The following is a 25,014-nucleotide window of genomic DNA, read 5'->3' as shown; positions in this document are numbered from 1 at the left end:
GGAACTCTTACTCCTCGTCGCCGAGGTAGATAGACACCGTCATGCCGGCACTGATGTGCACATCCTCCGGCACCGGATCGAGGGCAATGTCCACCGGAATCCGCTGGGCCAATCGCACCCAGTTGAAGGCCTGCTGCACCTGCGGGAGCATCTGGTTGTTGCTGCTGGTGTTGCTGTCGGCAATGCCTTTCGAGATGCTGCTGACGGTGCCGGTCAGGGTCTCGTCGCCGCCCATCAGCCGGATCCGCGCCTTCTGGCCGTCGTGCACCAGCTGAAGCTTGGTCTCCTCGAAATAACCGGTCACGTAGAACGATCCCGACTTAATCAGCGACAGCACCGCATTGCCGCGGGTCACGTAGTTGCCTTCGCGCAGGGTCAGGTTGCTGATGGTGCCATCCTCCGGCGCCACCACTTCGGTCCGATTCAGGTCGATCTGAGCCGCATAGAGCTGGGCCTGGGCCAGGGTGTAGGCCGCCTTGGCCGACTCCGTGTTGATGCGGTAGGTGTCCAGATCCTCTTCGCTGATGGCCTGGCGACCGGACAGCTGCTGGCGACGCTTGTACTGGTGCTTGGCCAGTTCCCAGGCGATCCGCTGCTGCTCCACCTTGGCCTTGGCCTCGGTGATGGCGGCCTTGTAGCGGGTGTCGTCGATGTGGAAGAGGACATCGCCTTTCTTCACCGTCTGGTGATTACGGACGGCCAGGTCGGTGACCCAGCCGGACACGTCCGGGGCGATGGTGATGACGTCCGCGCGAATCCGGCCGTCGCGCGTCCAGGGTGAATACAGATAGTGGTTCCAGACCCAGGTGCCGGCAGCGATTGCCACCGCGACCACCAGCAGGGTCGTCCCTACACGTAACAGCTTTCCCATGTGTCAGGTCCATTTTCCGTACAGAAAGACAACCGCCGCCAGGAAGCAGACAAAAAGCCCGACGTCGAACCACGCTTCCTTCCAGATCAGTCGGCGCAGGTCCAACTGGTGAAGAACCAGACGGGCGAGCAGCGTCAGCGCAAACGCAATGGGCGCAAACACCACCAGCGGACTGAACAGCATTCCGCCAAAACCCAGTTCGTGCAGCATGGGCCCCTGGTCTCCTTGCTGGCCGGAAGAAAGAATCAACCCTGCACCGCGTTTTCGGCGGCCGGGACTCCCCTGGAAGGATAGTCAACCCAGACGCCTCCCGGGGACCGGACACGTCTGCTCCCACATTCTGGCCGCTAACACCTTGAAATACCAGCTATCGCTTGAGCGGGGCGGTCCGTGATTTCCGCCATCGACCGGGTCTCTTCTGGCCTCCCGGAGGCCAGTCACGCGTCGCCTGCCGTGTTTGCCCAGCAGGCCACATACTCCCCGTCGGGATCGTACTGCGCCGCCTGCTTATCAAGATTGAAACGTCTCAATCCCCGCGGGTCGGCGCCCACACCGGCCAGGTACTGCCAGTTGCCGTAATTGCTCGCCACGTCGTAGTCGATCAACTGTTGCTCGAACCAAGCCGCCCCGTAACGCCAGTCCAGGCCCAACTCGTTCACGTAACAACTGGCCACCAGCTGGCGTGCCCGATTGCTGATGTAGCCGGTCTCACGTAACTGGTTCATGGCCGCATTGACCAGCGGATAGACCGTGTTGCCGCCACACCAGTCCGCAAACCGTTCCGCATCGAATTCAGAAGGCCGGTGCTGGCGCTGTGGGCCGTCCCGGTGAAACAGGTCGGCCCCGTGCTTCAGGGCATACCAGTGGAAATAATCACGCCAGAGCAGCTCGAACCAGAGCCAGTAGGTGGATTCATTGCGGGTATGCACCTGCTCGTACTCCCGGATGGTTTCCGCCACTTCCCGGGCCGACACGCAGCCGTTGGCCAGCCAGGGCGAGAACTTCGAGGACGCGTCCCAGTCGTCCAGCGCGTTGCGGGTTTCCTTGTAGCGTTCGATGCCGTGGATGCCGAAGGTGAAGTGCTGGAGACGGTCGAGCCCTGCCGACTCGCCGCCGGTGAACGGCGTGGCATGCTGCGGCTCGACAATGGGCGGGCAATCACCCCGGTTATCACGGGCAAACCCCGGCGGTGGCGGCAAGGCAGAGAGGGTACGAATGCGCAGGATATCGCTATGCTGGGCACCGGCCGCTTCCACCTGTTTGCGGAACCGGGAGAAGGTGGCGGGCAAATCCGCCAGCGCCATGGGCAATGTCCCTTCCGTCAACAATCCCAGGGTCTCGAACTCCCGGCACAACACATCCGGCAGGGCGGCCTGGATGGACGCCCACTGGTCGGCCTCCTCGGTCCCCGGCTGGCGTGAACGAATCACCTGCTCGATGCCATGAGACGCCGCCAGCTCGGGGATAACCTGTTCCGGTGCACCAAAGGCGATGTGAAGACGCTGCCCCAAAGGCCGCAGGTTGCGCTCCAGGGCCATCAGGCTCTGCCACAGGAAACGCCACCGGTGCTCGCCCATCGGCCGACGGCTCCATCGGAAAGGAGTGAACCAGCGCGGATCCACCACGTAGACACACAGCAACGTGCCGGACCTGGACGCCGCAAGCAGGGCCGCATTGTCGTGAAGGCGAAGATCGCGGGTAAACCAGTAGAGGGTCTGCACAACGTTATCCCGAACAGCGGAGTGGTTTGTCTGATTACGTACCTCAGCCGCCACCGGATGGCCGTTCCTGCCGGATACCTGCGGCCAGTATAGGGGGACGGCCGGTGCGTTCGACACGGCAAGTTTTCAATGACCGCCATGGAACCGGGTAATCAGCCTGTGGCAAGCCCCCATACCCTCCGGGAGACAGGCCGGTTATGGTAGTTGGACCGGATGACCAACCATGTCGTAGAAACAGGGCCCGATCATCCGGGAAGAATACGATTCTGGAGCATGAATGAACGACAACGACGAACAGGTGGTGTTGCTGGACAGCCAGCACCGCCCGATCGGAACCGCAGACAAGACGACGATCCATACGACGCAAACACCGCTGCATCTCGCCTTTTCCTGCTATCTGTTCAACGATGAGGGTGAGCTCTTACTGACCCGGCGAGCCCTGAATAAAGTGGCCTGGCCCGGCGTCTGGACGAATTCCGCCTGTGGTCATCCGCTGCCCGACGAGGCGCCCGCCGATGCCGTAAAACGGCGCTGCCGGTACGAGCTGGGCGCCGAGATTCGTGACGTCACGATCCTGCTGCCGGACTTCCAGTACCGGGCCCGGGACGCCTCCGGCATCGTCGAAAATGAGTTTTGCCCGGTCTTTTCCGCCCGTTGCATCAGCGATCTGCACCGTCGGCCCAGCGAGGTGATGGATCATCAGTGGGTTCGTCCGACGGATCTGCTGACGGCGGTCGCCGCCACACCCTGGGCCTTCAGTCCCTGGATGGTCGTTCAACTGCAGCAAATGCAAGCGGCGGGCATCACGGCGTCCTGGTCCTAGTGTCCCGTCTGCAGGTCGATTTATTCCGGCGCCTTCAAAGGCGCTGTACCGGCGGTTTTCCGGACCTCCGGCTGACCGGCCAGTTCCGCGGTGAGACGCTCCAGATCTTCGGTCTCCAGCGTTTCATGCGCCAGTAATTCCCGGGCGCAGTTTTCCAGCAGGGCGCGATGATCGGACAGCGCCTGGTAGGTTCTGTCAAAGACGTTCTGGACGATCGTTTTCACGGCCTCGTCAATCGCCTCGGCACTGTGCTCGCTGAACGGGCGCTCACCCGGCGGAACGTACCCGCCGAGCAAATTCGGTCGCTCCGTGTCGTAGGTGACGCAACCGAGCGTCTCATCCATGCCGTAGCGGGCCACCATGCTGCGGGCGATGTCGGTGGCCTTGGCCAGGTCGTCCGCGGCGCCGGTGGATAGATGGCCGAAGATCAGTTTCTCGGCGGCGCGACCACCCAGCAGGACGGCGATCTTGTTTTCCAGTTCTTCCCGGGTCATCAGGAAGCGGTCCTCGGTAGGTCGCTGCAGAGTGTAGCCCAGGGCACCGATCCCCCGGGGAATGATCGACACCTTGTGGACCGGATCGACACCGGGCAGCATCAGCGCCATCAACGCGTGGCCCATTTCATGATGGGCGACAATCGCCCGCTCGCGGGCGTTGAGGATTCGGTTCTTCTTCTCCAGGCCCGCCACGATACGCTCAATGGCCTGGGTGAAATCCTCCATGGTCACCTGCGTGGCCCGCCGGCGTGTGGCCAGCAGGGCCGCCTCGTTGACCAGGTTCGCCAGGTCAGCACCGGTGAAGCCCGTGGTCAGTGCCGCCACCTGCTCCAGAGAGACCAGCGGGTCCAGCAGGATCTTTTTGATGTGGACTTTCAGGATCTGGACCCGGCCCCGTTTGTCCGGCCGATCCACCAGAACCTGCCGATCGAAACGACCCGCCCGCAGCAGCGCCGGATCCAGGATTTCCGGCCGGTTGGTGGCCGCCAGCAACACCAGGCCCTCGCTGGGATCGAAGCCATCCAGTTCCACCAGCAACTGATTCAGGGTCTGCTCCCGCTCATCATGGCCGCCGCCCGGATTGAAGGCCCCCCGCGCCCGGCCCAGCGCATCCAGCTCATCAATGAAGATGATGGCCGGCGCTTTCTGCCGGGCCTGCTCGAACAGATCCCGGACACGGGCTGCGCCGACGCCCACAAACATTTCGACGAATTCCGAGCCGCTGATGGAGAAAAACGGCACCGCCGCCTCGCCCGCTACGGCCCGGGCGAGCAGCGTCTTACCGGTGCCCGGCGGGCCAACCAGGAGCACGCCTTTGGGGATATGCGCCCCGAGGCTGCCATAGCGCTTCGGATCTTTCAGGAACTCAATGATTTCCTGCAGTTCTTCCTTGGCTTCGTCGACGCCGGCGACATCCTCGAAGCCCACGCGGGTGTCCGTTTCCACGTAGATCTTGGCGCGGCTCTTGCCGACCTGCATGAAACTGCCCATGCCGCCGCCACCGGCACCGCCCGCCAACCGGCGAATCACAAACAGCCAGACGCCGAGGAACAGGGCCATGGGCAGGAGCCAGGAGAGCACCTGGGTGAGCCAGGTCTGGTCCCGGGTGGCGCTGTACTCAACGCCCGCCTTTTCCAGATCGGCACGCAGATCCGCCGGCACGGGAATCGTCGTGAATTTTGAAACGCCACCCTGAGGGGACTTGTACTCACCGCGAATGCGATCACTGCCGATCACCACACTCGCGACCTGACCGTCCGCCAGTGCCTGCTGGAACTCGCTGTAAGGGATCGTCCGGACGTCGCTGTTTCCCTGTAGGTAATCCCGTAAGGCCAACATCCCGAACAGGAAAATCAGGGCGTACCAGAGATAGGGCGAATTTCTGGGAGGTGAAGGTAACGTTGCCATAACGGAAACGATAGAGCGACTGGCCGGTCTCCAATATGACTTGAGTCAAGCAAATGTGAGGAAATGCCGGGGTACTTATCAGCCCGCGATGCCCATACGCCGTTGTGCCCGGTGGGAGGCGCCGTTGCGCAGCGACCAACGCAAGGCCGGCGCCAGGGTGTTCATGCTGCGTTCAATGGCCCGGCGGCGCCAGGGGCTGAGGTTCATGCCGATCAGGGTTTGGGCCCAGTCCGGCAGCAACTGGAGACCGGCCCGGGTCATCACCCGCCCCACCGGCTGGGTGAGCCGGTTGGGTGCCGGTGCCGTCATCAGCAGGGACAACACGTCGGCCGTTCGCTCGTCGAATACGAGCTGTGGTCGCATGCGCTCGAGATAGTCCTGCACCGCCTGTCGTGAACGGGGCACGTCAGTGGCGCCCAGGGCTTCGGCGATCCGCGCCACTTCGTCGTAATAACGGTCCTGCTCCGCACCGCCCAGGTCGGGATTGCAATACCGCAAGTAGGCCGACAGAAAGCTGCGCACTTCCGCCACATGAACCCAGACCAGCAAGTCGGGATCGTCTGCCGCGTACGACCGGCCATCCGGCGCAGTGCCCCGCACTTGCGCATGGATCCGGCGCACCCGATCGATCAGTCGGCGGGCATCCGCTTCGGCGGCAAAGGTGGTCCCGGCAATAAACTGGCTGGTCCGCCGCAACCGGCCGATCATGTCCTCTCGGAAATTGGAATGGTCCAGCACACCCGCCAGCGCCAGGGGATGCAGCATCTGCAACATCAGCGCGCCGATGCCGCCACACAGCATGGCCGGAAAGTCCGCATGGACCCGCCAGCACACGCAGCCCGGCCCGAACAGCCCGGGATCTCCCGCCGGCGATTCATAGTCGATACCACCCAGCGCCAGGCCGCTCAGGCCCATGATCTGCTGTTCGAGACGTTGTCGAAGGAATTCCATGGAAGCTCAGGCCATCAATGAAAGACAGGATGCCAGTATCGCGAAATGGCTCGATGTCTCAAGACTTACGCCCGCAAAGCCCGGCCGGACTCAATACCTGGATCAACCGTGAATAGACGCTGCACGCCCATTCAGGCGCGGCTATGCTTTAGGGGTCCACATAGCCATCACGGATGAGCGCAAAGCGATACGAGCAAGGAGATCAGCATGTTCGGGAAACCCTCAATCGCGCGCCTGAATACCGCCTTACTGGGTGCCATACTGACACTGATGTCCAGCCAAGCGACCCAGGCTTGCACCCGCATTCTCTGGTCCACGGACCTGGGCGTGTTCACTGGCCGTACCATGGACTGGCCGGAAACGACGGAGCCGGTGCTCATGGCATTTCCCCGGGGTATCGAGCGGGATGGTGGGATCCTTGCCGGTCACCGCATCGTCCAGGACAATCCGGCCCGCTGGACCTCGAAATACGGCAGCATCGTGACCGCAACCTACGGCATTGGTGCGATTGACGGCATGAACGAGCGGGGCCTAGCGGTACACCTGCTCTATTTCAATGCCACCGACTTCGGACCTCGGGATACGTCAAAACAGGGTCTGCAAGCCGGGCTCTGGGGGCAGTACCTGCTGGATAACGCCGCGACTGTTGGCGACGCCATCGATAGTATGGATGACATCCAGTTGGTCATGGTGGAGGCACGGGGTCACAAGGCGAACCTGCACCTGGCGGTGGAGGATGAAACCGGCGACTCCGCCATCATGGAGTACGAAAACGGCACCCTGCACATCTACCACGACCGCAAGTACCGGGTGATGACCAATGACCCGGCCTTCCCAGAGCAGCTGAAAATGCTTGGCCAGCACGACTATTCCAACCCCAGCCGGGATATGACGCTGCCGGGTAACGTCAACCCGATTGATCGCTTTCAGCGCGCCAGCTATTTCCTGAATGTGCTGAAAGAGCCCGCCTCCGACCGGGCGGCCGTCGCCACCATGATGTCCTTGCTGTACAACGTCTCGGTGCCCATTGGCGCCCCCTACAAAGGCCGTGATTCGACCTACGACAGCTACAGCACGGAATACCGCACGATCGCCGATCAGAAGCGCCGACGCTATTTTCTCCAGCTGTCCACCCTGCCGGGGGTCATCTGGGTGGACCTCGCCAGCATCGATCTGTCCCAGGGCGCATCGGTGATGACACTCGATCCGAACGACTGGAATCTGTTCGGGAACGTCACCGGTCAGATGAAAGCCGTTAAAGACGCTCCATTCTGACCAAACCACAAGGGCGCCGGGCCCGACCGTACCGGTGGCCATGAAGGCAATCGTTCGGCGAGCGTCCCCGGGTCCGCCCGACCTTTAATAACCCGGCCGGTCGCGTCACGGGTCAGTGATCGCGCACAATCAACCAATGGGTGATGCCCAGGGCGAGCACCACAGCCGCAATCGCCAGAACATCGGTGTAGGCCACTTTTTCAATGTCGAGCACGATGACCTTTCGGGCGATCGCCATCAATGCGGTGGCGACCACCAGCTGGATGGGAATGACGTTGGTGCCGAGATACAGACGGATGTTAATGAAGATCTCCACGGCGATCAGCACGATCATGAAGGTGCCAAACAGCTGGAAGATGTCGCCCACCGACAACAGCAGGAACGGTGGCGACAGGAGTTTCATGATCAGGATGTACCCGACGTCCAGTACACCCCACACAATCACCAGCGTCATCAGGATGGCCAGAATGGCGATCGAGCCACGTATGACGACGTGAAGTTTGCTGATCAGCTTGTTTTCGTAATCCCTCGGGAGCTCTTCATGGACAATCCGGTGGTCGCGGCGGGATCGTTCATTGGCCATAGTTGTCCTGCGTCCTGTGCTGACTCTACTCTCTGGAGCTTAGATCCCCGGCGCCGTCCGGCAAGTTATTCTTTGAAGGCACCGCACCGACTGCAACTGACGCAACTATCCGACGCCAACGTCACCGTCGTAATTCCTTAACCATCCTGTCATTTATCATCGATAACCTCCCTTTCGGATCACCGGGCATAACCGCCCGACGCCTGGATAAAACCTGATGGGGAAATAAAAGCATGAGCAAGGAAATCGAGAGCCACGAAATCTTGAATCGCAGCACGAACGAACCCTTTTCATCGGTCATGGAACGTCGCCTCAACCGGCGGGATGTGATGCGGGGCAGTCTCCAGATCGCCGCCGCCACCATGCTCGGTGGTTTCGGGCTCAGCCTTGCCGGCTGCAGTGACGATGATGACGACAACGACGACGGATCAACCACGCAGCCGTTTTCCCTCGGGTTTGACGCGATCCTCGGCTCCAAGACCGACGCGATCGTTGTCCCGGACGGTTACACCGCCCAGATCCTGATTCCCTGGGGCACCGCACTGAACGACAGCATCAGCGGCTGGAGCGAGTCGCTGGCCTTTACACCGACCATCCAGGAAAACAGCGTCGGCATGCACCACGACGGCATGTACCACTTCCCGCTGGCCGAAGACACCGCCTCCAGCAATTTTATCCTGGCGTTGAACAACGAATACATCGATCAGGCCGCGCTGTGGGAACCGCAAGGCGGCCCGACCACCACCAGCCCACGCCCGGCCGATGAAGTACGTACCGAGATCAACGCGCACGGCGTCACGCTGGTTGAAGTCAAGAAAGCCTCTGACGGCAGCTGGAGCCACGTTGAGAACTCGCCCTACAACCGTCGCATCACGTCGGCCACCGAAATCGGCCTGGCCGGCCCGGTCGCCGGCAGCGATTACGTCATCACCAAGTACTCCACGGACGGCACCAAAACCCGCGGCACCAACAACAACTGTGCAGCCGGTTACACCCCGTGGGGCACCTACCTGACCTGTGAGGAAAACTGGCCGGGTTACTTCGTCAAGACCGCCAGCCGTTACAACGATGACGATCGACTGGGGATCGAGTCCAGCGGCGGTCGCTACGGCTGGGAAACCGCGGCCGGTGACGGCTCCGAAGTCAATGACGAGTTCGGCCGCTTTGACGCCACGCCCTCAGGCGCCACCGCTGCAGACGATTACCGCAACGAGCCGCGCACCTTCGGCTACATCGTCGAGATCGACCCGTACACCGGCGAAGCGATGAAGCGGACCCACCTGGGCCGTTTCCGCCACGAAGGCTGCTGGCCGGGTAAACTGGTGGAAGGCGAGCCGGTGGTGTTCTACTCCGGTCACGATTCCCGCAACGAATACATCTACAAGTTTGTTTCCGATGCCGTCTGGAGCGCGTCGGATGCCAACAATGTCGGCGGCACCTATGACCGCATGGCCATCGGCAGCAAGTACATGGACGAAGGCACCCTGTACGTGGCCAAGTTCAATGCCGACGGCACGGGCGAATGGCTGCCGCTGACACCGGACGCGGAAACCCCGGACGGTGGCACCCTGGCTGCGGCCCTGGGCCTGGCCGCCGATGACCTGGCCGGCGTGATCATCAACACCTGTGACGCGGCCGATATCATGGGCGCGACCCCGATGGACCGTCCGGAATGGGGCGCGGTCGATCCGGCCAGCGGCGATGTGTACATGACGCTGACCAACAACTCCAAGCGTACCGCTGAGGGCGTTGCCGCCACTTACACAAACAGCGGCACGGACATCGATGACCTGGGTGTTGGCTATGCCACCGCACCGGTCAACGCCCCCAACCCGCGCGCCGACAACGAAAACGGCCAGATCATCCGCTGGCAGGAAGGCACCGCCTCCTCGACCACGTTTGAGTGGGAAATTTTCGTCTTCGGTGGTGCCGTGACCGGCAACGACAATCCGTCAGGCCTGACCGAACTGAACCAGTTCGCCAGCCCGGACGGTCTGTTCTACGACCAGCGTGATGGTGAAGAGGGTATCCTCTGGATCGAGACCGACAATGGCGGCAACGCCGTGGCAGACTACACCAACGACCAGCTGCTGGCCGTCGTGCCCTCGTCGGTCTCCGGCAACAGCAACAGCCCGTCGGTCGTCGATCAGCAGGATCAGAGCAACCTCAAGCGCTTTGCCGTCGGTCCGAACGGCTGCGAAATCACCGGTATCTTTACGACACCGGACAAGACCGCGCTGTTCATCAACGTGCAGCATCCGGGCAACTGGCCGTCTGACCCAGACGCCACCAAGGTCACTTCCGGCACCGTGCGCCCACGGGCATCGACGGTGGTGATCCAGAAGGCCGATGGCGGCAAGGTTGGCGAATAAGCCGACTTTACGACGCTGACAGTAAAAACCGGGGCTTAGGCCCCGGTTTTTTTTGAACAGGCCACGTCAGCCACTTGCCTGTACTGAACGGACTGCCCCTAAGACAGGACCGTCCCATGAGCCGAAGCCGGCGAAAACAGCAGGGCTATGTGCGCTTCGGGCAGGCGTTCAGCCGGATAGCCGTTACCAGATCAGGGAATGAGCGACAGGCCACTCGCCAAACCCCAGCTGATGCCGGAAACTCGACGCTTCCGGTGCCAACAGGAACCAGGCCACCCCAGCGATGTTCACCAGCACCGCGAGCCAGAAAACGACCTGGTAACTCACCTTCCGCGTTTTGTGTCGGAACACCTGCTGCGCCAACAGCGCCCCGGGCCAACCACCCAACACCTCGAACAGATGCAGCCGGTTCTCAGGGATGCGGCGACGGTCCTTACCGGCAGCCTGCTTGTCGATTCCATACGCGATGAAGGTCAGCAGGCTGGCCATGGCATAGGCGGCAGGCAGCCCCACCGGCACCCAACCCCGTTGGAACGCCAACCCGAGCGCGACGCCGACGAGCAGAACAACCCCGACAGCGATCCAGACGCCAGGACGAAAGCCCGCTGCCAACCCGGCCGTGCCGACCAACCGGAATTGCCCGGCGCGCAAGCGGCCCTGGTTATCACGCTCGATGCGGTAGCTCACCTTGCGATGGGCGCGGGGCCGCCCCCGGCCAGCGTAGGCGCTGATGTGGGCAAAGACCTGAGAATCACCCTCGTCGGGCGCAATAAATCCGAAGCCCCGGTCGTCGTTCCAGGTCGTGAGTGTGCCTTTTCTGTTCACGGGCAGATTCCCTATCGAAAGCACGCACTAGAACATAAACCGGTTTAGCGCGCACTCTCCGGCGGCACTACCCCGCCGCCAGAATACGATCGTCGTCCTGCGCCGCGCTCCGTGTCAGCTTGATCGCAATGAATTTCGAGGTGGGCGTATGGCTGCCCTCGCCCCGGCTCTCCAATGGCACCAGTGGGTTGGTCTCGGGATAGTAGGCCGCGGCCTGTCCGGCCGGGATGTCGTACGCGAGCACCTTGAAGCCGGTCACCGAGCGTTGACGGCCGTCTTCCCACAGCGACGTCATGTCGACGCGCTCGCCGTCCTCCAACCCCAGCCGTTTGATGTCGTCCGCGTTCATGAACACCACCCGGCGCTGGCCGGACACACCCCGGTAGCGGTCATTGAGCCCGTACACAGTGGTGTTGTACTGGTCGTGGGAGCGCAATGTCTGCAGGATGACGTCCGGGGTCTGGCCGGAGGCCTTGACCCGGTCGTGCAGCAGGTCATCCGGCAACGGATTCGGGGAGAAACCGGCCCGGCCACCCGCCGTCTGCCAGCGACGCTCCCGGGCCGGGTTGCCCAGATAAAAGCCGCGACTCTGTTTCAGGCGTTCATTGAAGTTCTCGAAGCCCGGAATGGTGCGGGCGATGCAATCGCGAATACGGTCATAATCGGCGATCACCGCATCCCAATCGAGGGGGCGATTGCCGAGCGTCGCTTTGGCCATGCCGGCAATGATCGCCGGTTCGGACTTCATCCGATCCGACTGGGGCGGCAACTGGCCGTAGGAGGCGTGAATCATGCTGAAGGAATCCTCCACGGTCACCGCCTGCGGTCCGCTCGCCTGCTGGTCGATGTCCGTCCGCCCCAGGCACGGCAGGATCAGGGCGTCCTTGCCGGTGATGAGGTGGCTGCGGTTCAACTTGGTGCTGATCTGGACCGTCAGGTCGCAGTTGGCCAGGGCCTTGTGGGTCAATGCCGTGTCCGGCGTGGCCTGGGCGAAGTTGCCGCCGAGACCGATGAACACGCGGGCCTCGCCGCGATCCATCGCCTCAATGGCCTCCACCGTATTGTGGCCCTGATGCCGCGGCACCTGGATTCCAAACTCCCGTTCAAGGGCGTCCAACAGCGGCGCCGGAGCTTTCTCGTCGATTCCCATCGTGCGATCGCCCTGCACGTTGCTGTGACCGCGAACCGGACAAAGCCCGGCACCCGGCCGACCGATATTGCCCCGCAGCAGTTGCAGGTTGACCAGTTCCTGGACCGCCGGCACCGAGTGTCGATGCTGGGTGATCCCCATCGCCCAGCACACCATCACGCTCTTGGCCTTGCGGTAGATGTCCGCCGCCACTTCGATGTCGGCGCGGGTCAGGCCGCTCTGGGATTCGATCTGCGCCCAGGTGGTCATCCGGACCATCGCCAGGTAGGCCGCCAGCCCCTGAGTCTGTTCGTTGATGAAGTCCCAGTCCAGGACGGCAGGCTGTCCATTGGCGCGGGCCTCTTCATCCCAGGTCACCAGACACTTCACCATACCCCGTACCGCGGCCATGTCGCCGCCGAGTGCCGGTCGGAAATAGGCCGTGTTGAGCGGTTCCGAGCCGTTCTTGAGCATGTCGTGGATGGCCTGCGGGTCCTGGAAACGTTGCAGGCCGCGCTCCTTGAGCGGGTTGAAGCAGACCACCTGCGCACCACGGCGAACGGCCTCGCTCAACGGCGCCAGCATGCGCGGATGATTGGTGCCCGGGTTCTGGCCAAAGATGAAAATGGCGTCGGCCTCGGCGAAATCGTCGAAGGTGACGGTACCCTTGCCGGTGCCAATGGTCTGGGACAAGCCAACACCGCTGGCCTCGTGGCACATGTTGGAGCAGTCGGGAAAGTTGTTGGTGCCGAAGGTGCGGACGAACAACTGGTACAGGAAGGCAGCCTCGTTGCTGGCGCGGCCGGAGGTGTAGAACTCGGCCTGGTCCGGGCTGTCGAGCCGATTCAGGTGGTCGGCGATCAGCGTGAACGCCTCGTCCCAGCCAATCGGCTGGTAACGGTCGGTCGAGGCATCGTAACGCATCGGCTCGACCAGGCGGCCCTGATACTCAAGCCAATGATCGCTGCGCTGCAGCAATTCACTCACGCTGTGCCGGGCAAAGAAGTCGCGACCCACCTGACGCTTGGTGGCCTCCCAGTTCACCGCCTTGGCGCCATTCTCACAGAACTGGATGCGGCCGCCATTGGGGTCGTCGCCCCAGGCGCAACCCGGGCAGTCGAAGCCACCGTGCTGGTTGGTCTTGAGCAGCGCCCGGATGTTCTTGATGGGTTGTTTGCTGTCCAGCCAGAACGCCGCAACACTCTTGAGCGCGCCCCAGCCGGCGGCGGGGCCGTTGTAGGGTTCGAATCGGGGCTCGGGCGTGTGTCCGGGAAGAGACTCGTGCGTCATCAGGGCAACCTGTCGGGCAAATAATCAACAGGTTACGGCGCCGCTTCATAACCGTCCAATCACGATTAAAGATCTATTGATAAGCAACGTTTATCGATTAAGACGTCGCTCCAATCAGCCCTGATCCGGCGACACGCGCTCCCGGACGAACTGCTGGAAGGCTTCAGCCAGCGCCGATACCGGATCGCCACGCCGTGTGGCCAGGCACAACGGCGCCAGCGTGTGACTGTCGGCGATCGGCAGCAGCTCCAGCGCCTCATCGCGCTGCTCCAGTCCGCTGCCCAGGGGCATGACCGCACAGCACAGGCCGGCACTGACCGACTGCACCAGGAACTCGACCGAATCCGTTTCCACCAGGGGCTTCAACGCAACACCGGCGCTTTGCAGGGCATGATCCACGGACTGGCGAAAGTGCATCCCTTTGCTGAGGATGCCCAGAGGCAAGCTTTCCAGATCCATCCAGTCCAGCGCGGGACGCCCGAAGCGCCAGCGATGGCGATTGAACAGCAGCCCCATGGTGGTTTCGGCCACCTCAAACAACTGGTATTTGCGTTCGTGTCGGCCATCGGCGTAGGCGAAGCCCACATCCAGCCGGTTGGTGTCGAGCCCGGCCAGGATCTGCTCGCTGCTGAGGGACTTCAGTTCAAATCGCACGTCGGCGTGCTCTGCCGCAAAGGCCTGCAGCAACGGGATGGGCTCGAAACCCGCCAGAGGCACCATACCGACGCGCAGGGTACCCACCAGCTGCCCGCGGCAAACGGATGCCTCCGCATGCAACCCATCGTGCGCCGCCAGTACCGCCCGCGCCCAGGCCAGGATGCGCTCGCCCTCCTCGGTGAACCCGACGAAGCGATGCCCTCGCCTGACCAGCGTCAGCCCGAGTTCATCTTCCAACTGGCGCAGTCGCATGGACAAAGCCGGCTGTGTCACGTGGCATCGGTTGGCCGCCTCGCCGAAATGGCGCAGCTCATCCAGGGCGACGAGGTACTGTAACTGCCGGATATCCATGCCGGACCTCCTGAATCATTCGGAACGCCAAGGATAGCAATTGCGCCGGTCATTCATCAGGATTTTGCCCGGGATCGACGACGCATCGATCCATCAGGGTGATTCCGCGTCAGCGTACCCGGCCGTAGACACCCATGGCCACGACCAGTCGATCCGCCACATCCCCGAGCCGGCCGATCGCCGTTCCCGTCGCCTGGATCTCCTCACCGGTGGCGCGACGCAGCTCTTCCATGGCCTGCATGCTCAGCACCACTTCGGCACTGGCACCGGCCTGGTCTTCCGTGGTGGCCACCATTCGCTCGACCATGCGGGTGGTTTCGCGGATCGCGTTGTCAATCTGACCGAGGACGCGATCCATGGCATCTCCGGACGCCAGCCCCTGCCGGCTGGCGTCCCGGGCATCGCTCATGGCGGTCAGCACCTCTTCTGTGTGACTGCCAATGGTACGAATCAGGTTGTGAATGTTGGAGGTGGAGCTGGCCGTCTTCTGGGAGAGCTGCCGCACTTCGTCGGCCACCACGGCGAAGCCGCGCCCGTGCTCACCGGCCCTCGCGGCCTCGATGGACGCGTTGAGGGCCAGCAGATTCGTCTGTTCGGTAATCGTGCCGATGACCTCCAGGACCTGATCAATCTGGCGCAGCTCGCCATCCAGCGCATCCAGACGACTGGCGGCGGTCTCCACACGCTCGGAGACCCGCTGCAGGACCTGCACGGTGTCTTCACCGGCCTGGTTGCCCTGCTCGACCAAGGCCCGGGTTTCATCCACCTGGCTCATCGCCTGCTGGGCAAAGGCCGCCATATTCTGGCCCTTGTCGTCGACATCCCCCATCGCCGAGCCAATGCGGTTCAGGCGTTCTTCCTGGGACTGGGCATTGGCATTGACTGAGTCGGATCGGTCCGCCAGATCGTGGACGGAGGTCCGGGTTTCCGTGACCGCCGTTCCGATCGCCTCAACCAGGCCTTCCACCTGATCGACAAAACTGTTGATGCGTTGGCAGATCTCGCCGATCTCATCGTTCTGGTGCGGTAACCGCTGGCTGAGGTCGCCCTGCTGGAGCCGGTCCACGGCCGCAGACACGTGATGGATGTTGCGACGCAGGCGCCGCCCCACCCACCCCTGGAACAGGGCAATGATCACCACCGCGCCGACCAACGGCGTGATCACGATCCAGACGATGCGTTCCATGGCCTGGGTGATACGCGCACTCGCCAATTCCGCCTCGGAACGGACCTGGGTCGCGAGGGTATTCAGCCCATCGACGGCGGGCTTGAGGTGTTGGTTGTAGAGCACGTCAGGAATGGACAGGGCGTCGGCCGGACTGTCCTGGGCGATATCCAGGGCGGTCATCCAGCCTTTGTAGTAGCTGTCCCAGTGTTCCTTGATGGCGGCGAGTGACTTCTGACTTTCTTCGGACTGGAGCGTTTCGGACAGCCTCTTGAACAGAGGTTCGACGATGGCTCCGGCCTGTTTGAAATGGGGGCGGGTCTCATCCACCAGGATGGGATCATCCCGCGATGTGGCCAATCCCCGGGCCTCGATCTGCAGAATCGCCTTCTCCACCGATTCCAGCGACTGGAAATGCTGATAGTCCTGGCGCAGGTTCAGGAGGGTGTGGCTGGACAGCGCCATGACGGCAAGAAGGCTGACCAGGGTCACCGCCATGACGAGACGGAGCTGGTTGCGGATTTTCATGACAGACCTCGTGGCAACAACAATATGCCTCGGGAAGTCTTTGGCCCGAGTACGCTCTGAAGCGGCCAGTGTGTCTTCAATAAATGACAGTCAGGTTACAGCGCTATGCCGATAGTCGACTGATCCCGCTGAAAAAATCCGCTCAACCGATAGACGTCTTTGCCCGGATCATGCTTTCTTGACGAATTCCGACTTCAGCTTCATCGCACCCACGCCATCGATCTTGCAGTCGATATCGTGATCGCCGTCGACCAGGCGGATGTTCTTGACCTTGGTGCCGACTTTCACCACCAGGCTGGAACCTTTCACCTTGAGGTCCTTGATGACGGTCACGGTGTCGCCATCCTGCAGCGTGTTGCCGTTGGCATCGCGAATCTCGGGACCGGCATCGGCGGCGGCCTGTTCGGCTTCGGTCCACTCATGGCCGCACTCGGGGCACACGAGTTGAACGCCGTCCTCGTAGGTGTATTCAGACTGGCACTGGGGACAGGGAGGGAGTTGTGACATGACAAGGACCTGCAGGTTTGAAAGGCGGAGATCATAGCAGAGGCGCCCATGATGTGCTCCCCAATCTCCGCCCGGCTTCAACCACCGGTCGGTCGATCAGCCGTAACGGCCGGTGATGTAGTCTTCGGTCTGCTTGTTGGCCGGTGTGGTGAAGATCGTTGTCGTGTCGTCAAACTCGACCAGCTCACCCAGGTACATGAAGGCCGTGTAGTCCGAGACCCGTGACGCCTGCTGCATGTTGTGGGTGACGATCACGATGGTGTAATCGTTCTTGAGCTCGTTGATCAGTTCCTCGATCTTGAGGGTGGAGATCGGATCCAGCGCGGAAGCGGGTTCATCCAGCAGCAACACTTCGGGCTTCACCGCGATACCGCGGGCGATGCACAGCCGCTGCTGCTGACCACCGGACAGACGCGTGCCGCCCTGATGCAGTTTGTCCTTCACCTCATCCCACAGCGCGGCCTTGCGCAGGGCCCATTCCACCCGCTCTTCCATGTCCACCCGGGACAGGCGTTCATAGAGTTTGACGCCGAAAGCCACGTTCTCGAAAACCGACATCGGAAACGGGGTCGGCTTCTGGAAGACCATGCCCACCTTGGCGCGCAGCAGGTTCAGGTCCTGCTTGCGATCCAGCACATTGCGCCCATCCAGCAGGATTTCGCCGGAAGCGCGCTGGTCCGGGTAGAGCTCGTAGATCCGGTTCATGGTGCGCAACAGCGTGGATTTACCGCACCCGGACGGCCCGATGAACGCCGTCACCTTTTTTTCAGGAATCTTGATATTGATGTCCTGAAGCGCGTGGTATTTGCCATAGTGGAAATTCAGCCCGTTGACCACGATCTTGGACGGTTCCATGGTCGTATCGACGCTCACCGGTTCGGAGGCCGATGCAGCCACCTTTTCCGGCGCCGACATCTGGTATTGGCTGGACGATCCGTTATTCAGCGGACCGGCCTGGGTTGCGGACATTCCGGGATAAAGTGCCATAGGTGCGTACCTTTACTTGCTTTCCCGCAGCCAGATGCGGGCGATGATATTGAGAAGCAGGATGGTGACCGTAATCAGAAGCGAGCCGGCCCAGGCCAGGTGCTGCCAGTCGTCGTAGGGGCTCATGGCGAACTGGAAGATCACCACCGGCAGGTTGGACATGGGCTGGGACATATCCGTTGTCCAGAACTGGTTGTTCAGTGCGGTAAACAGCAGCGGCGCCGTCTCCCCGCTGATCCGGGCGATCCCCAGCAGAATGCCGGTGGCAATGCCGCGCGCGGCCGCCCGGTACACAATCGCACTGACCACTTTCCATTGGGGAGCCCCCAGGGCCGCCGCCGCTTCGCGCATGTGGTCAGGCACCAGCTGCAGCATGTCTTCGGTGGTCCGGACGACGACGGGCAGCACGATCAGCGCCAGCGCGACGCCGCCGGCCCAGCCTGAAAAATGCCCGACGTTGATGACAATCAATCCGTAGACGAAAACACCAATGATGATTGAAGGCGCGCTCAGCAGGATGTCATTCACGAAACGCACGACACTGGCGAAACGCGATCCCCGCCCGAATTCACACAGGTAGGTTCCGGCCAGCACGCCGGCCGGCGCGCCGATCAGGACACCCACCACCGTCAGCAGCACACTGCCCACGATCGCGTTAGCCAGACCGCCGGCCTCGCCGGGCGGTGGAGTTGACTGGGTAAACAGGTCCAGGCTGATCCACTGCAGGCCATTGCTGAACAGGGTCCACAAAAGCCAGCCCAGCCAGAACAGGCCAAACAGCGTGGTCAGGACCGACACGGTCAGATTGAAATAGTTGGTCAGACGGCGGCGGAGGTACAGTGAAGCGTTCATGAGATTAGCTCGCCTTCCCTTCTTTGGCTTTGAGACGGATCAGCATGACCTTCGCGATGGCAAGCACGATGAAGGTCAGCAGGAACAGCACCAGACCAAGCGAGATCAGCGAGGACGTGTAGATCTCGCCGGCCGCCTCGGTAAATTCGTTGGCCAGCGTGGAGGAAATCGTGTTGCCGGGCATGAACAGGGAGCCGGAGACGTTGTGGGAGTTGCCGATAACAAACGTGACCGCCATGGTTTCGCCCAGTGCCCGGCCCAGTCCCAGCATGACGCCGCCGACAACACCGATCTTGGTGTACGGCAGCACCACCTTCCAGACTACTTCCCAGGTGGTCCCGCCCAGACCGTAGGCGGATTCCTTGTAGACCGGTGGCACGGTCTCGAAGACGTCGCGCATGACCGCGGCCATGAACGGGATAATCATGATGGCCAGGATCAACCCGGCGGTGAACATGCCGATGCCCATCGGTGGACCCTGGAACAATGAGCCGATCAGCGGCCATCCACCCAGGTTGTCGGTCATCCAGGGCTGGACGTTTTCAGAGAACCACGGGGCGAACACGAACAGGCCCCACATGCCGTAAATGATACTGGGCACCGCCGCCAGCAGCTCGATCGCCACGCCAATGGGGCGTTTGAGCCAGACCGGCGCCAGCTCGGTAATGAACAGCGCGATGCCAAAACTGACCGGCACACCAATCAGGAGAGCCAGCAAGGACGTCACCAACGTGCCGTAGATCGGAGCCACCGCGCCATAGACGTCGGTCACCGGGTTCCAGTCGTTGGTGGTCAGGAAATTGAAGAAGCCGTATTTTTCCAGGGCCGGCCAGGCCCCAACCAGCAGCGTGACAAACACGCCGAGAACAGAGAGCGCCACCAGGAGGGCGAAGAACTGGGTAAGACCGCGGAAGGCCTTGTCGGCCAGATGCCCGGAGCTGCCGGACCGGGTGTCCGTTGTCGGGACCGAACCGTCTGTTGTCAGTTCTGTGCTCACGCCGTGTCCTCCATTGATCCGACCGTTGGGCCGGTAAGTAAGCGACCGTCTTTCAAGGTGTCGCTGATTGCAAAAAAACGCACAGGCCCCTCGCGGTGACCTGTTGCGTTCGTGGTGACAAAACCGGGCGGCGCTTCCACGTCCACCCGGTCCTGTCGCGGGTCAATGCACCCGATCAGTTGGACATGCTCACAGTCCACACATCTTTGCCATTGGAGCCTTTGATCTCCTTGGCCCAGGTCTTCTCGACCAGCTTCACAACGCTGTCCGGCATCGGCACGTAGTCCAGCTTGTTGGCCATGTCGTCGCCGTTGGCGTAGCTCCAGTCGAAGAACTTCAGGACCGCCTGGGTCACTTCCGGCTTGGACGCCTGCTTGTAGACCAGGATGAACGTGGCACCGGTGATCGGCCAGCTGTTCGCACCCGGCTGATCGGTCAGGACCATATAGAAGCCGTCAGCGTTGGCCCAGTCGGCACCGGCAGCCGCCGCCTGGAAGTTCTCGGCGGTCGGAGACACGTAGTTGCCATCGTGGTTCTCCAGCTGGGCGTAAGCCATCTTGTTCTGCAGGGCATAGGCGTACTCGACGTAGCCGATGGAGCCGTTGATGCGGTCAACGTAGGACGCCACACCCTGGTTACCCTTGCCGCCAACACCAGCCGGCCACTTGACGGCTTTCTCGTTGCCGATCTCGTTTTTCCAGTCGCTGGACACCTTGCTCAGGTAGTTGGTGAAGATCCAGGTGGTACCGGAACCGTCAGAGCGGTGAACCACGGTGATGGCCTTGTCCGGCAGATCCAGGTCCGGGTTCAGTTCAGCGATCTCAGAATCGTTCCACTTCTTGACCTTGCCCATGAAGATGTCGGCCAGTGCTTCGCCGGACAGCTTCAGGTCGCCGGCGTCGATGCCGTCGATGTGGACTACCGGTACCACACCGCCCATGACCATCGGGAACTGCATCAGGCCGATTTCGTCCAGTTTTTCCGGAGTCAGCGGTGCGTCGGACGCGCCGAAGTCAACGGTCTTGGCAGAGATCTGCTTGATACCACCGCCAGAGCCGATGGCCTGGTAGTTGAACTTGACGCCGGTTTCCTTCTGGTAGGCACTGGCCCACTTGCCATACACCGGGTACGGGAAGGTGGCACCAGCGCCTGAAATTTCGTTGACGTCCGCCGCGGCGGCCGTGCTCAGGGCAAATGTTGCCGTTGCAACCATCAGGCCCCGTGAAATCAGCTTGAGCATTGTTTTCTCCTTGAATCGGTTTTGAAGGACGCGTTTTTCGCAGTACTCGTGCTGTGAGTCGGAACCAGCTTGGTCAGATCGTGTGACAGTATGGTGACGGCTATATGACAGAAAGATGACACCCCGGGTCAGCAGATGACCTAGAGCATTTGACGACAGGTTTTGGGTCTTGCCTGGACAGATTTTGTCGAAAAATCAGACGCTCAAAGAGGCGAGCGAGCAAACAGGAGGGAGTGGCCCCGGCCAGAACCGGGGCCTGAAAAGCAGGGCCAGCGGCGTCACGCCCGGCTGAGGAACTTGCGCTCTTCCACGTTGATCTTGATCCGGTCTCCGGTGGAGATATGCTCGGGCACCTGCACCACCAGGCCGGTGGTCAGGCGGGCGGGCTTGGTCCGGGCCGTCGCGGAGCCGCCCTTGACCGACGGATCGGTTTCCTCAATGACCAGTTCCACGGTCGGCGGCAATGCCAGTGACACCGGCGCGTCGCTGACCAGGATTACCATCAGGCCCTGCGTCTCTTCGCTGATGAACAGCAGCTCGTCGGCGATGGCTTCGCGATTCAGGCTGTACTGGGTGAAGTCCTCCGAATCCATGAAGACGTACTCCTCGCCGTCGGCGTAGGAAAAAGTCGCCGGACGACGGACCAGGTCGGCCAGGTTCAGCATGTCCGAGTCCTTGAAGGTCTCGTCAATTTTGTTGCCGGTGACCACATCGTACATGCGCATCCGGTAGAGGCTGCCACCGGCCCGCCCCTGAGGGACGGAGCGCTCGATGTCCTTCACGAAATAGACGTTGCCCTGGTATTCAACGGCGGAATTCTTCTTGATCTCACTGGCTCTTGGCATGGGTCGGTTCCGTAAAAAAGAAATGTGCGCTGCCGATATACCATGACGGCCGGCCGTGCGCGAGTGCTTCCACTGCATCAGGGCATCCGGATGACATCAAAACCGGCCATTGCCTCTGCGCGGCAAACACCCCACCATCGGGCTTTCCGGCCAGCCATAAGGACACGCTGTCATGACCATCTACAACCTGGGCTCGATCAATCTGGACCATGTCTACCGGGTTAAGCATTTCGTCAGGCCGGGAGAGACTTTATCGTCAGCCGATTATCAGGTCCTGCTCGGTGGCAAGGGAGCCAACCAGTCCATCGCCCTGGCCCGGGCCGGTGCTGACGTAAAACACCTTGGCGCCATTGGCGAGGCCGATTCGTGGGTCATTGACCAGTTGGCCGATGCCGGCGTCGACACAACCGCCGTGGCCCGACTGAACCAGGCCAGCGGCCACGCCATCATCCAGGTGACGGGCGACGGGGAGAACGCGATCCTGATCTACCCCGGTGCCAATCGTAGCCTGAGCCTGTCTCATATCGAAAAGGCGCTGGCCGGCTGCGAGGATGGAGACTGGCTGTTGCTGCAGAATGAAACCAACGGCCTGGCAGAGGCCATGGACGTGGCGGCAAGTCGCGGGATGCGCGTTGCGTTTAACCCGGCACCGATGGTCAGCGAAGCGGTCGGACCGCTGCTGGACAAGGTGGACCTGCTGATCGTCAATGAAGTCGAAGCGATGGACCTCGCGGACTGTACCCGTGTCGACGCCGCCGAAACCCGGCTGCAGAGCGAGTATCCACACTTACAGATCCTGCTGACCCTGGGCCGGGCCGGTGTCGTCTACATTGGCCCGGACGGACGGCAGCAGGCGCCGGCCTTCCCTGTCGATGCCGTCGATACCACCGCGGCCGGCGACACGTTTATCGGCTACTGCCTGGCTGCACTGGCCGCCGGCGAAACGCCGGACGTTGCCTTACGTCGGGGCAGCGCCGCGGCCGCCCTGTGCGTCACCCAACCCGGAGCCGCCGCAGCCATTCCCGAGCAACAGGCGGTCGACGCGTTTCTGGCGACCTTCGGGAGATAGGAAAGAAGGGAGAGAAACCGGGACCACCGGCGACCGAAGCGCCGCCCGGCATCAGACGTGCGGGATCAGAATGTGTAGGCGGCGCCTACCGAGAAGTAATCGATATCGAAATTGTCCAGATCGTAGCGTTCGTATTCAGCACGCACCTGGAAAGAAAACAGCGTAATACGGGCGCCCACGCCGTAGAGCGGGTCGGTTCCGTCATCGTCGCCGATGATGTCCGCGTCGCTGTCCCAGTTGATCACGCCAACCTTGCCAAACAGCCCGACCGGGCCCAGCTTGAACCCCGCCAGACCGGCACCGGTCCAGCCGGTCACATCGATGTCGTTACCACCGACACCGCCGATATCCCCACTGAAGTTGCCGAAGTCGACATAGGCCCCTTCCACCGCCAGATCGACCAGGGGCACCAGACCGAAGTTGTAACCGGCAAAGATCTTGTAACCGGCATCATCGTCGTCAAAGTCGATCTTGCCGTAATCCGGGTCGTCTTCATCGTAATTGAGCTGGGCCGAGCCCACGGAAGCTCCCACGTAAACACCGCTATCACTGCCCGCGTACGCCACACCGGAGAGGAACAGAAGAGGGACTGCCAAAAAAGAAACAGCAGATATGGATGGAATGGAACGTGTCATGGTCTCAGCCTCCCTAGCTAAAGACACATCCCCCAGAATTTAGACCCGTTAAAGAGGCTTGTCGAAATAATGTCAATTAAAGTTGACGTGAGTACTTATTTACCGGCTACCCGCCTCAAATCGGTCATTGGCATCCGATCCATCACCGGACTCCGTCCCGCTCCCAGGTTCTACAAGCCTCGCCCGGACCCGAGGCAGCTGCTCTGGATAGTGCTGCTGGATATACGTCACCAGTCCCTCGCGAATGGCGCAGCGCAACTCCCAGCTCTGGCTGGAATCCGGCGCGCTCATCAGGAAGCGGATCTGCATGGCCTGGTCGCTCGAATCGGTTACCTGGACCAGTTCCACGTTGCCGTCCCACTGCCTGGACGCCCGCAGCAGACGACCAAACTCGGTTCGCAAGGGTTCAACCGGCATGGTGTAGTCCACCCAGATAAAAACCGTGCCGAGCATGTCGGCCGTGTTGCGGGACCAGTTCTGGAACGGGTTTTCGATAAACCATTGCAGGGGCACGATCAGGCGCCGCAGATCCCAGACCCGCAACACCACATAGGTGGCGGTTACCTCCTCCACCCAGCACCATTCGCCCTGAACGTACAGCACGTCATCGATCCGAAAGGGCTGGGTTAAAGCGATCTGCATCCCCGCCAGCAGATTGCTGAGCACCGGCCGCGCGGCAAAGCCGAGGATGATGCCACCCACACCCGCTGAGGCCAGCAGGCTGGCGCCGAGCTGTCGGACGGATTCAAACGTCATCAGCGCCGCGCCCAGCCCCAGAATCACGATCAACACGTTCAGGCAGCGCACCAGGAAGCGGGTTTGCGTCTCCACCTTCCGGGCGCGCTTCCACTGCCCTTCCAGCACCGGATTCAGGTGAACGATGACTTCGCCGATAGCCGACGTCAGACGCACCGCCGCCCAGGTCAGTGCCAGGATCAACAGCAGCGTGGCCATTTGCTGGAAGCCGTCCAGCAACGGAAGATCGTCGGGAACGGCGTTGAGCATCCCGTTGAGCACCAGCAGGCAGGACACGACACCCAGCGCCCGGGCGGCGGCGTCGAGGAACAGGCGGGGAACGGTTCGGGAATCGGTAAAGTGGCGAATCAGTGCGAGCGACAGGCGATAGACCACATAGGTGGCTGCCACCGCCGCCAACGCGGTCAGGCCCGGCAAGAGCCATGCCTGCAGACCAGTTTCCAGAGCTTTCAGCATGACCGGTATCCGAGAACCATGTATTGCAAAACTAACCCATGAACCCGGTGAGCGAAAGCATCCCGTCGGCGCGGGGCTCACAGAATCCGAACAAGCGCTCAACTAACCACCCCGGACGGCCGCCAACCCCCTCCCTTTCCCGTCCGGTGGTCCGAATTGAATCCGAACAAATGACAAAACTAACCTGTTAGCAAGGGGTTAGCTGCCTAATGAGCCTTTTCTGGC

General features: G+C 61.8%; 22 protein-coding genes. 4 read left to right on the top strand and 18 right to left on the bottom strand.

What is annotated here, in order from left to right; all coding sequences use genetic code 11:
- Nucleotides 1-7: 7 nt before the first annotated feature.
- The 3 genes from JL474_RS06570 to JL474_RS06560 form a co-directional block, all read right to left on the bottom strand.
- A complete protein-coding gene (locus JL474_RS06570) occupies nt 8-871 on the bottom strand; it encodes an efflux RND transporter periplasmic adaptor subunit (protein ID WP_123635666.1) in 864 nt (287 codons plus the stop codon).
- Nucleotides 872-874: 3 nt separating this feature from the next.
- The gene (locus tag JL474_RS06565; protein WP_123635667.1) at nt 875-1,081 is read right to left on the bottom strand and encodes a DUF1656 domain-containing protein; all 207 of its coding nucleotides are present in this window, start codon (nt 1,079-1,081) and stop codon (nt 875-877) included.
- Nucleotides 1,082-1,308: 227 nt separating this feature from the next.
- On the bottom strand, nt 1,309-2,592 hold the full coding sequence (locus JL474_RS06560; RefSeq protein ID WP_203141418.1) for a DASH family cryptochrome: 1,284 nt from the start codon (nt 2,590-2,592) through the stop codon (nt 1,309-1,311).
- Nucleotides 2,593-2,869: 277 nt separating this feature from the next.
- Between JL474_RS06560 and idi the strand changes: the two genes are divergently transcribed.
- Nucleotides 2,870-3,415: an isopentenyl-diphosphate Delta-isomerase gene (gene idi / locus JL474_RS06555; RefSeq protein ID WP_203141416.1), complete on the top strand. Its 546-nt coding sequence runs from the start codon at nt 2,870-2,872 to the stop codon at nt 3,413-3,415.
- 20 nt (nt 3,416-3,435) lie between these two features.
- On the opposite strand, the gene ftsH is transcribed toward idi, so the two are convergent.
- Together ftsH and JL474_RS06545 are read right to left on the bottom strand one after the other, a co-directional pair.
- Complete coding sequence (gene ftsH, locus JL474_RS06550) at nt 3,436-5,319, bottom strand: ATP-dependent zinc metalloprotease FtsH (protein WP_203141415.1); 1,884 nt, start codon at nt 5,317-5,319, stop codon at nt 3,436-3,438.
- A 78-nt stretch (nt 5,320-5,397) separates the two neighbouring features.
- Complete coding sequence (locus JL474_RS06545; protein WP_203141412.1) at nt 5,398-6,270, bottom strand: oxygenase MpaB family protein; 873 nt, start codon at nt 6,268-6,270, stop codon at nt 5,398-5,400.
- Between the two features lie 207 nt (nt 6,271-6,477).
- Between JL474_RS06545 and JL474_RS06540 the strand changes: the two genes are divergently transcribed.
- Nucleotides 6,478-7,545 (top strand): linear amide C-N hydrolase, encoded by a 1,068-nt coding sequence (locus tag JL474_RS06540; protein WP_203141411.1) that lies wholly within the window; start codon nt 6,478-6,480, stop codon nt 7,543-7,545.
- Between the two features lie 112 nt (nt 7,546-7,657).
- On the opposite strand, the gene JL474_RS06535 is transcribed toward JL474_RS06540, so the two are convergent.
- Nucleotides 7,658-8,128: a phosphate-starvation-inducible PsiE family protein gene (locus JL474_RS06535; protein WP_190294928.1), complete on the bottom strand. Its 471-nt coding sequence runs from the start codon at nt 8,126-8,128 to the stop codon at nt 7,658-7,660.
- Between the two features lie 233 nt (nt 8,129-8,361).
- Here JL474_RS06535 and JL474_RS06530 point away from each other — a divergent pair, with 233 nt between their 5' ends.
- Nucleotides 8,362-10,500, top strand: a complete 2,139-nt coding sequence (locus JL474_RS06530) for a PhoX family protein (RefSeq protein WP_203141410.1) — start codon at nt 8,362-8,364, stop codon at nt 10,498-10,500.
- A 183-nt stretch (nt 10,501-10,683) separates the two neighbouring features.
- On the opposite strand, the gene JL474_RS06525 is transcribed toward JL474_RS06530, so the two are convergent.
- The 10 genes from JL474_RS06525 to efpL all read right to left on the bottom strand — a co-directional run bounded on the left by JL474_RS06525 (nt 10,684) and on the right by efpL (nt 21,873).
- On the bottom strand, nt 10,684-11,325 hold the full coding sequence (locus JL474_RS06525; RefSeq protein WP_203141409.1) for a DUF1294 domain-containing protein: 642 nt from the start codon (nt 11,323-11,325) through the stop codon (nt 10,684-10,686).
- Between the two features lie 67 nt (nt 11,326-11,392).
- The gene (locus tag JL474_RS06520) at nt 11,393-13,744 is read right to left on the bottom strand and encodes an FdhF/YdeP family oxidoreductase (protein ID WP_203141408.1); all 2,352 of its coding nucleotides are present in this window, start codon (nt 13,742-13,744) and stop codon (nt 11,393-11,395) included.
- A gap of 114 nt (nt 13,745-13,858) precedes the next feature.
- The gene (locus JL474_RS06515; RefSeq protein ID WP_203141407.1) at nt 13,859-14,752 is read right to left on the bottom strand and encodes a LysR family transcriptional regulator; all 894 of its coding nucleotides are present in this window, start codon (nt 14,750-14,752) and stop codon (nt 13,859-13,861) included.
- A 109-nt stretch (nt 14,753-14,861) separates the two neighbouring features.
- A complete protein-coding gene (locus tag JL474_RS06510; RefSeq protein ID WP_203141406.1) occupies nt 14,862-16,445 on the bottom strand; it encodes a methyl-accepting chemotaxis protein in 1,584 nt (527 codons plus the stop codon).
- 168 nt (nt 16,446-16,613) lie between these two features.
- Entirely contained in the window at nt 16,614-16,952 is a 339-nt protein-coding gene (locus tag JL474_RS06505; protein ID WP_123635677.1) for a zinc ribbon domain-containing protein YjdM, read from the bottom strand.
- Between the two features lie 96 nt (nt 16,953-17,048).
- Complete coding sequence (gene pstB, locus JL474_RS06500) at nt 17,049-17,807, bottom strand: phosphate ABC transporter ATP-binding protein PstB (protein WP_123635718.1); 759 nt, start codon at nt 17,805-17,807, stop codon at nt 17,049-17,051.
- Nucleotides 17,808-17,951: 144 nt separating this feature from the next.
- A complete protein-coding gene (pstA, locus tag JL474_RS06495) occupies nt 17,952-18,791 on the bottom strand; it encodes a phosphate ABC transporter permease PstA (protein WP_123635678.1) in 840 nt (279 codons plus the stop codon).
- A 4-nt stretch (nt 18,792-18,795) separates the two neighbouring features.
- A complete protein-coding gene (gene pstC / locus JL474_RS06490) occupies nt 18,796-19,788 on the bottom strand; it encodes a phosphate ABC transporter permease subunit PstC (RefSeq protein ID WP_407944046.1) in 993 nt (330 codons plus the stop codon).
- A gap of 175 nt (nt 19,789-19,963) precedes the next feature.
- Nucleotides 19,964-21,028: a phosphate ABC transporter substrate-binding protein PstS gene (pstS, locus tag JL474_RS06485; protein WP_203141405.1), complete on the bottom strand. Its 1,065-nt coding sequence runs from the start codon at nt 21,026-21,028 to the stop codon at nt 19,964-19,966.
- Between the two features lie 278 nt (nt 21,029-21,306).
- Complete coding sequence (gene efpL / locus JL474_RS06480) at nt 21,307-21,873, bottom strand: elongation factor P-like protein EfpL (protein WP_123635681.1); 567 nt, start codon at nt 21,871-21,873, stop codon at nt 21,307-21,309.
- A gap of 172 nt (nt 21,874-22,045) precedes the next feature.
- Between efpL and JL474_RS06475 the strand changes: the two genes are divergently transcribed.
- A complete protein-coding gene (locus JL474_RS06475; protein WP_203141404.1) occupies nt 22,046-22,942 on the top strand; it encodes a ribokinase in 897 nt (298 codons plus the stop codon).
- 65 nt (nt 22,943-23,007) lie between these two features.
- Here JL474_RS06475 and JL474_RS06470 read toward each other — a convergent pair whose 3' ends face one another.
- Nucleotides 23,008-23,475: a porin family protein gene (locus tag JL474_RS06470; RefSeq protein ID WP_328797790.1), complete on the bottom strand. Its 468-nt coding sequence runs from the start codon at nt 23,473-23,475 to the stop codon at nt 23,008-23,010.
- A 201-nt stretch (nt 23,476-23,676) separates the two neighbouring features.
- Nucleotides 23,677-24,789 (bottom strand): mechanosensitive ion channel family protein, encoded by a 1,113-nt coding sequence (locus JL474_RS06465; RefSeq protein WP_123635684.1) that lies wholly within the window; start codon nt 24,787-24,789, stop codon nt 23,677-23,679.
- Nucleotides 24,790-25,014 lie beyond the last annotated feature (225 nt).

The sequence above is a fragment of the Marinobacter mangrovi genome (genome assembly GCF_016798325.1).
GTDB classification, from domain to species: domain Bacteria; phylum Pseudomonadota; class Gammaproteobacteria; order Pseudomonadales; family Oleiphilaceae; genus Marinobacter_A; species Marinobacter_A mangrovi.
The sequence above is the reverse complement of the archived record's forward strand: the minus strand, read 5'-3'. Positions and strand labels throughout refer to the sequence as shown.

Bases quoted from the DNA above. Each gene is read 5' to 3' on its own strand.
- efpL (WP_123635681.1), bottom strand. From the start codon at position 21,873: ATGCCAAGAGCCAGTGAGATCAAGAAGAATTCCGCCGTTGAATACCAG.
- JL474_RS06535 (WP_190294928.1), bottom strand. From the start codon at position 8,128: ATGGCCAATGAACGATCCCGCCGCGACCACCGGATTGTCCATGAAGAG.
- JL474_RS06515 (WP_203141407.1), bottom strand. From the start codon at position 14,752: ATGGATATCCGGCAGTTACAGTACCTCGTCGCCCTGGATGAGCTGCGC.
- pstS (WP_203141405.1), bottom strand. From the start codon at position 21,028: ATGCTCAAGCTGATTTCACGGGGCCTGATGGTTGCAACGGCAACATTT.
- JL474_RS06520 (WP_203141408.1), bottom strand. From the start codon at position 13,744: ATGACGCACGAGTCTCTTCCCGGACACACGCCCGAGCCCCGATTCGAA.
- pstA (WP_123635678.1), bottom strand. From the start codon at position 18,791: ATGAACGCTTCACTGTACCTCCGCCGCCGTCTGACCAACTATTTCAAT.
- JL474_RS06545 (WP_203141412.1), bottom strand. From the start codon at position 6,270: ATGGAATTCCTTCGACAACGTCTCGAACAGCAGATCATGGGCCTGAGC.
- JL474_RS06540 (WP_203141411.1), top strand. From the start codon at position 6,478: ATGTTCGGGAAACCCTCAATCGCGCGCCTGAATACCGCCTTACTGGGT.
- idi (WP_203141416.1), top strand. From the start codon at position 2,870: ATGAACGACAACGACGAACAGGTGGTGTTGCTGGACAGCCAGCACCGC.
- JL474_RS06475 (WP_203141404.1), top strand. From the start codon at position 22,046: ATGACCATCTACAACCTGGGCTCGATCAATCTGGACCATGTCTACCGG.
- pstB (WP_123635718.1), bottom strand. From the start codon at position 17,807: ATGGAACCGTCCAAGATCGTGGTCAACGGGCTGAATTTCCACTATGGC.
- ftsH (WP_203141415.1), bottom strand. From the start codon at position 5,319: ATGGCAACGTTACCTTCACCTCCCAGAAATTCGCCCTATCTCTGGTAC.
- JL474_RS06465 (WP_123635684.1), bottom strand. From the start codon at position 24,789: ATGCTGAAAGCTCTGGAAACTGGTCTGCAGGCATGGCTCTTGCCGGGC.
- JL474_RS06565 (WP_123635667.1), bottom strand. From the start codon at position 1,081: ATGCTGCACGAACTGGGTTTTGGCGGAATGCTGTTCAGTCCGCTGGTG.
- JL474_RS06510 (WP_203141406.1), bottom strand. From the start codon at position 16,445: ATGAAAATCCGCAACCAGCTCCGTCTCGTCATGGCGGTGACCCTGGTC.
- JL474_RS06505 (WP_123635677.1), bottom strand. From the start codon at position 16,952: ATGTCACAACTCCCTCCCTGTCCCCAGTGCCAGTCTGAATACACCTAC.
- JL474_RS06570 (WP_123635666.1), bottom strand. From the start codon at position 871: ATGGGAAAGCTGTTACGTGTAGGGACGACCCTGCTGGTGGTCGCGGTG.
- JL474_RS06530 (WP_203141410.1), top strand. From the start codon at position 8,362: ATGAGCAAGGAAATCGAGAGCCACGAAATCTTGAATCGCAGCACGAAC.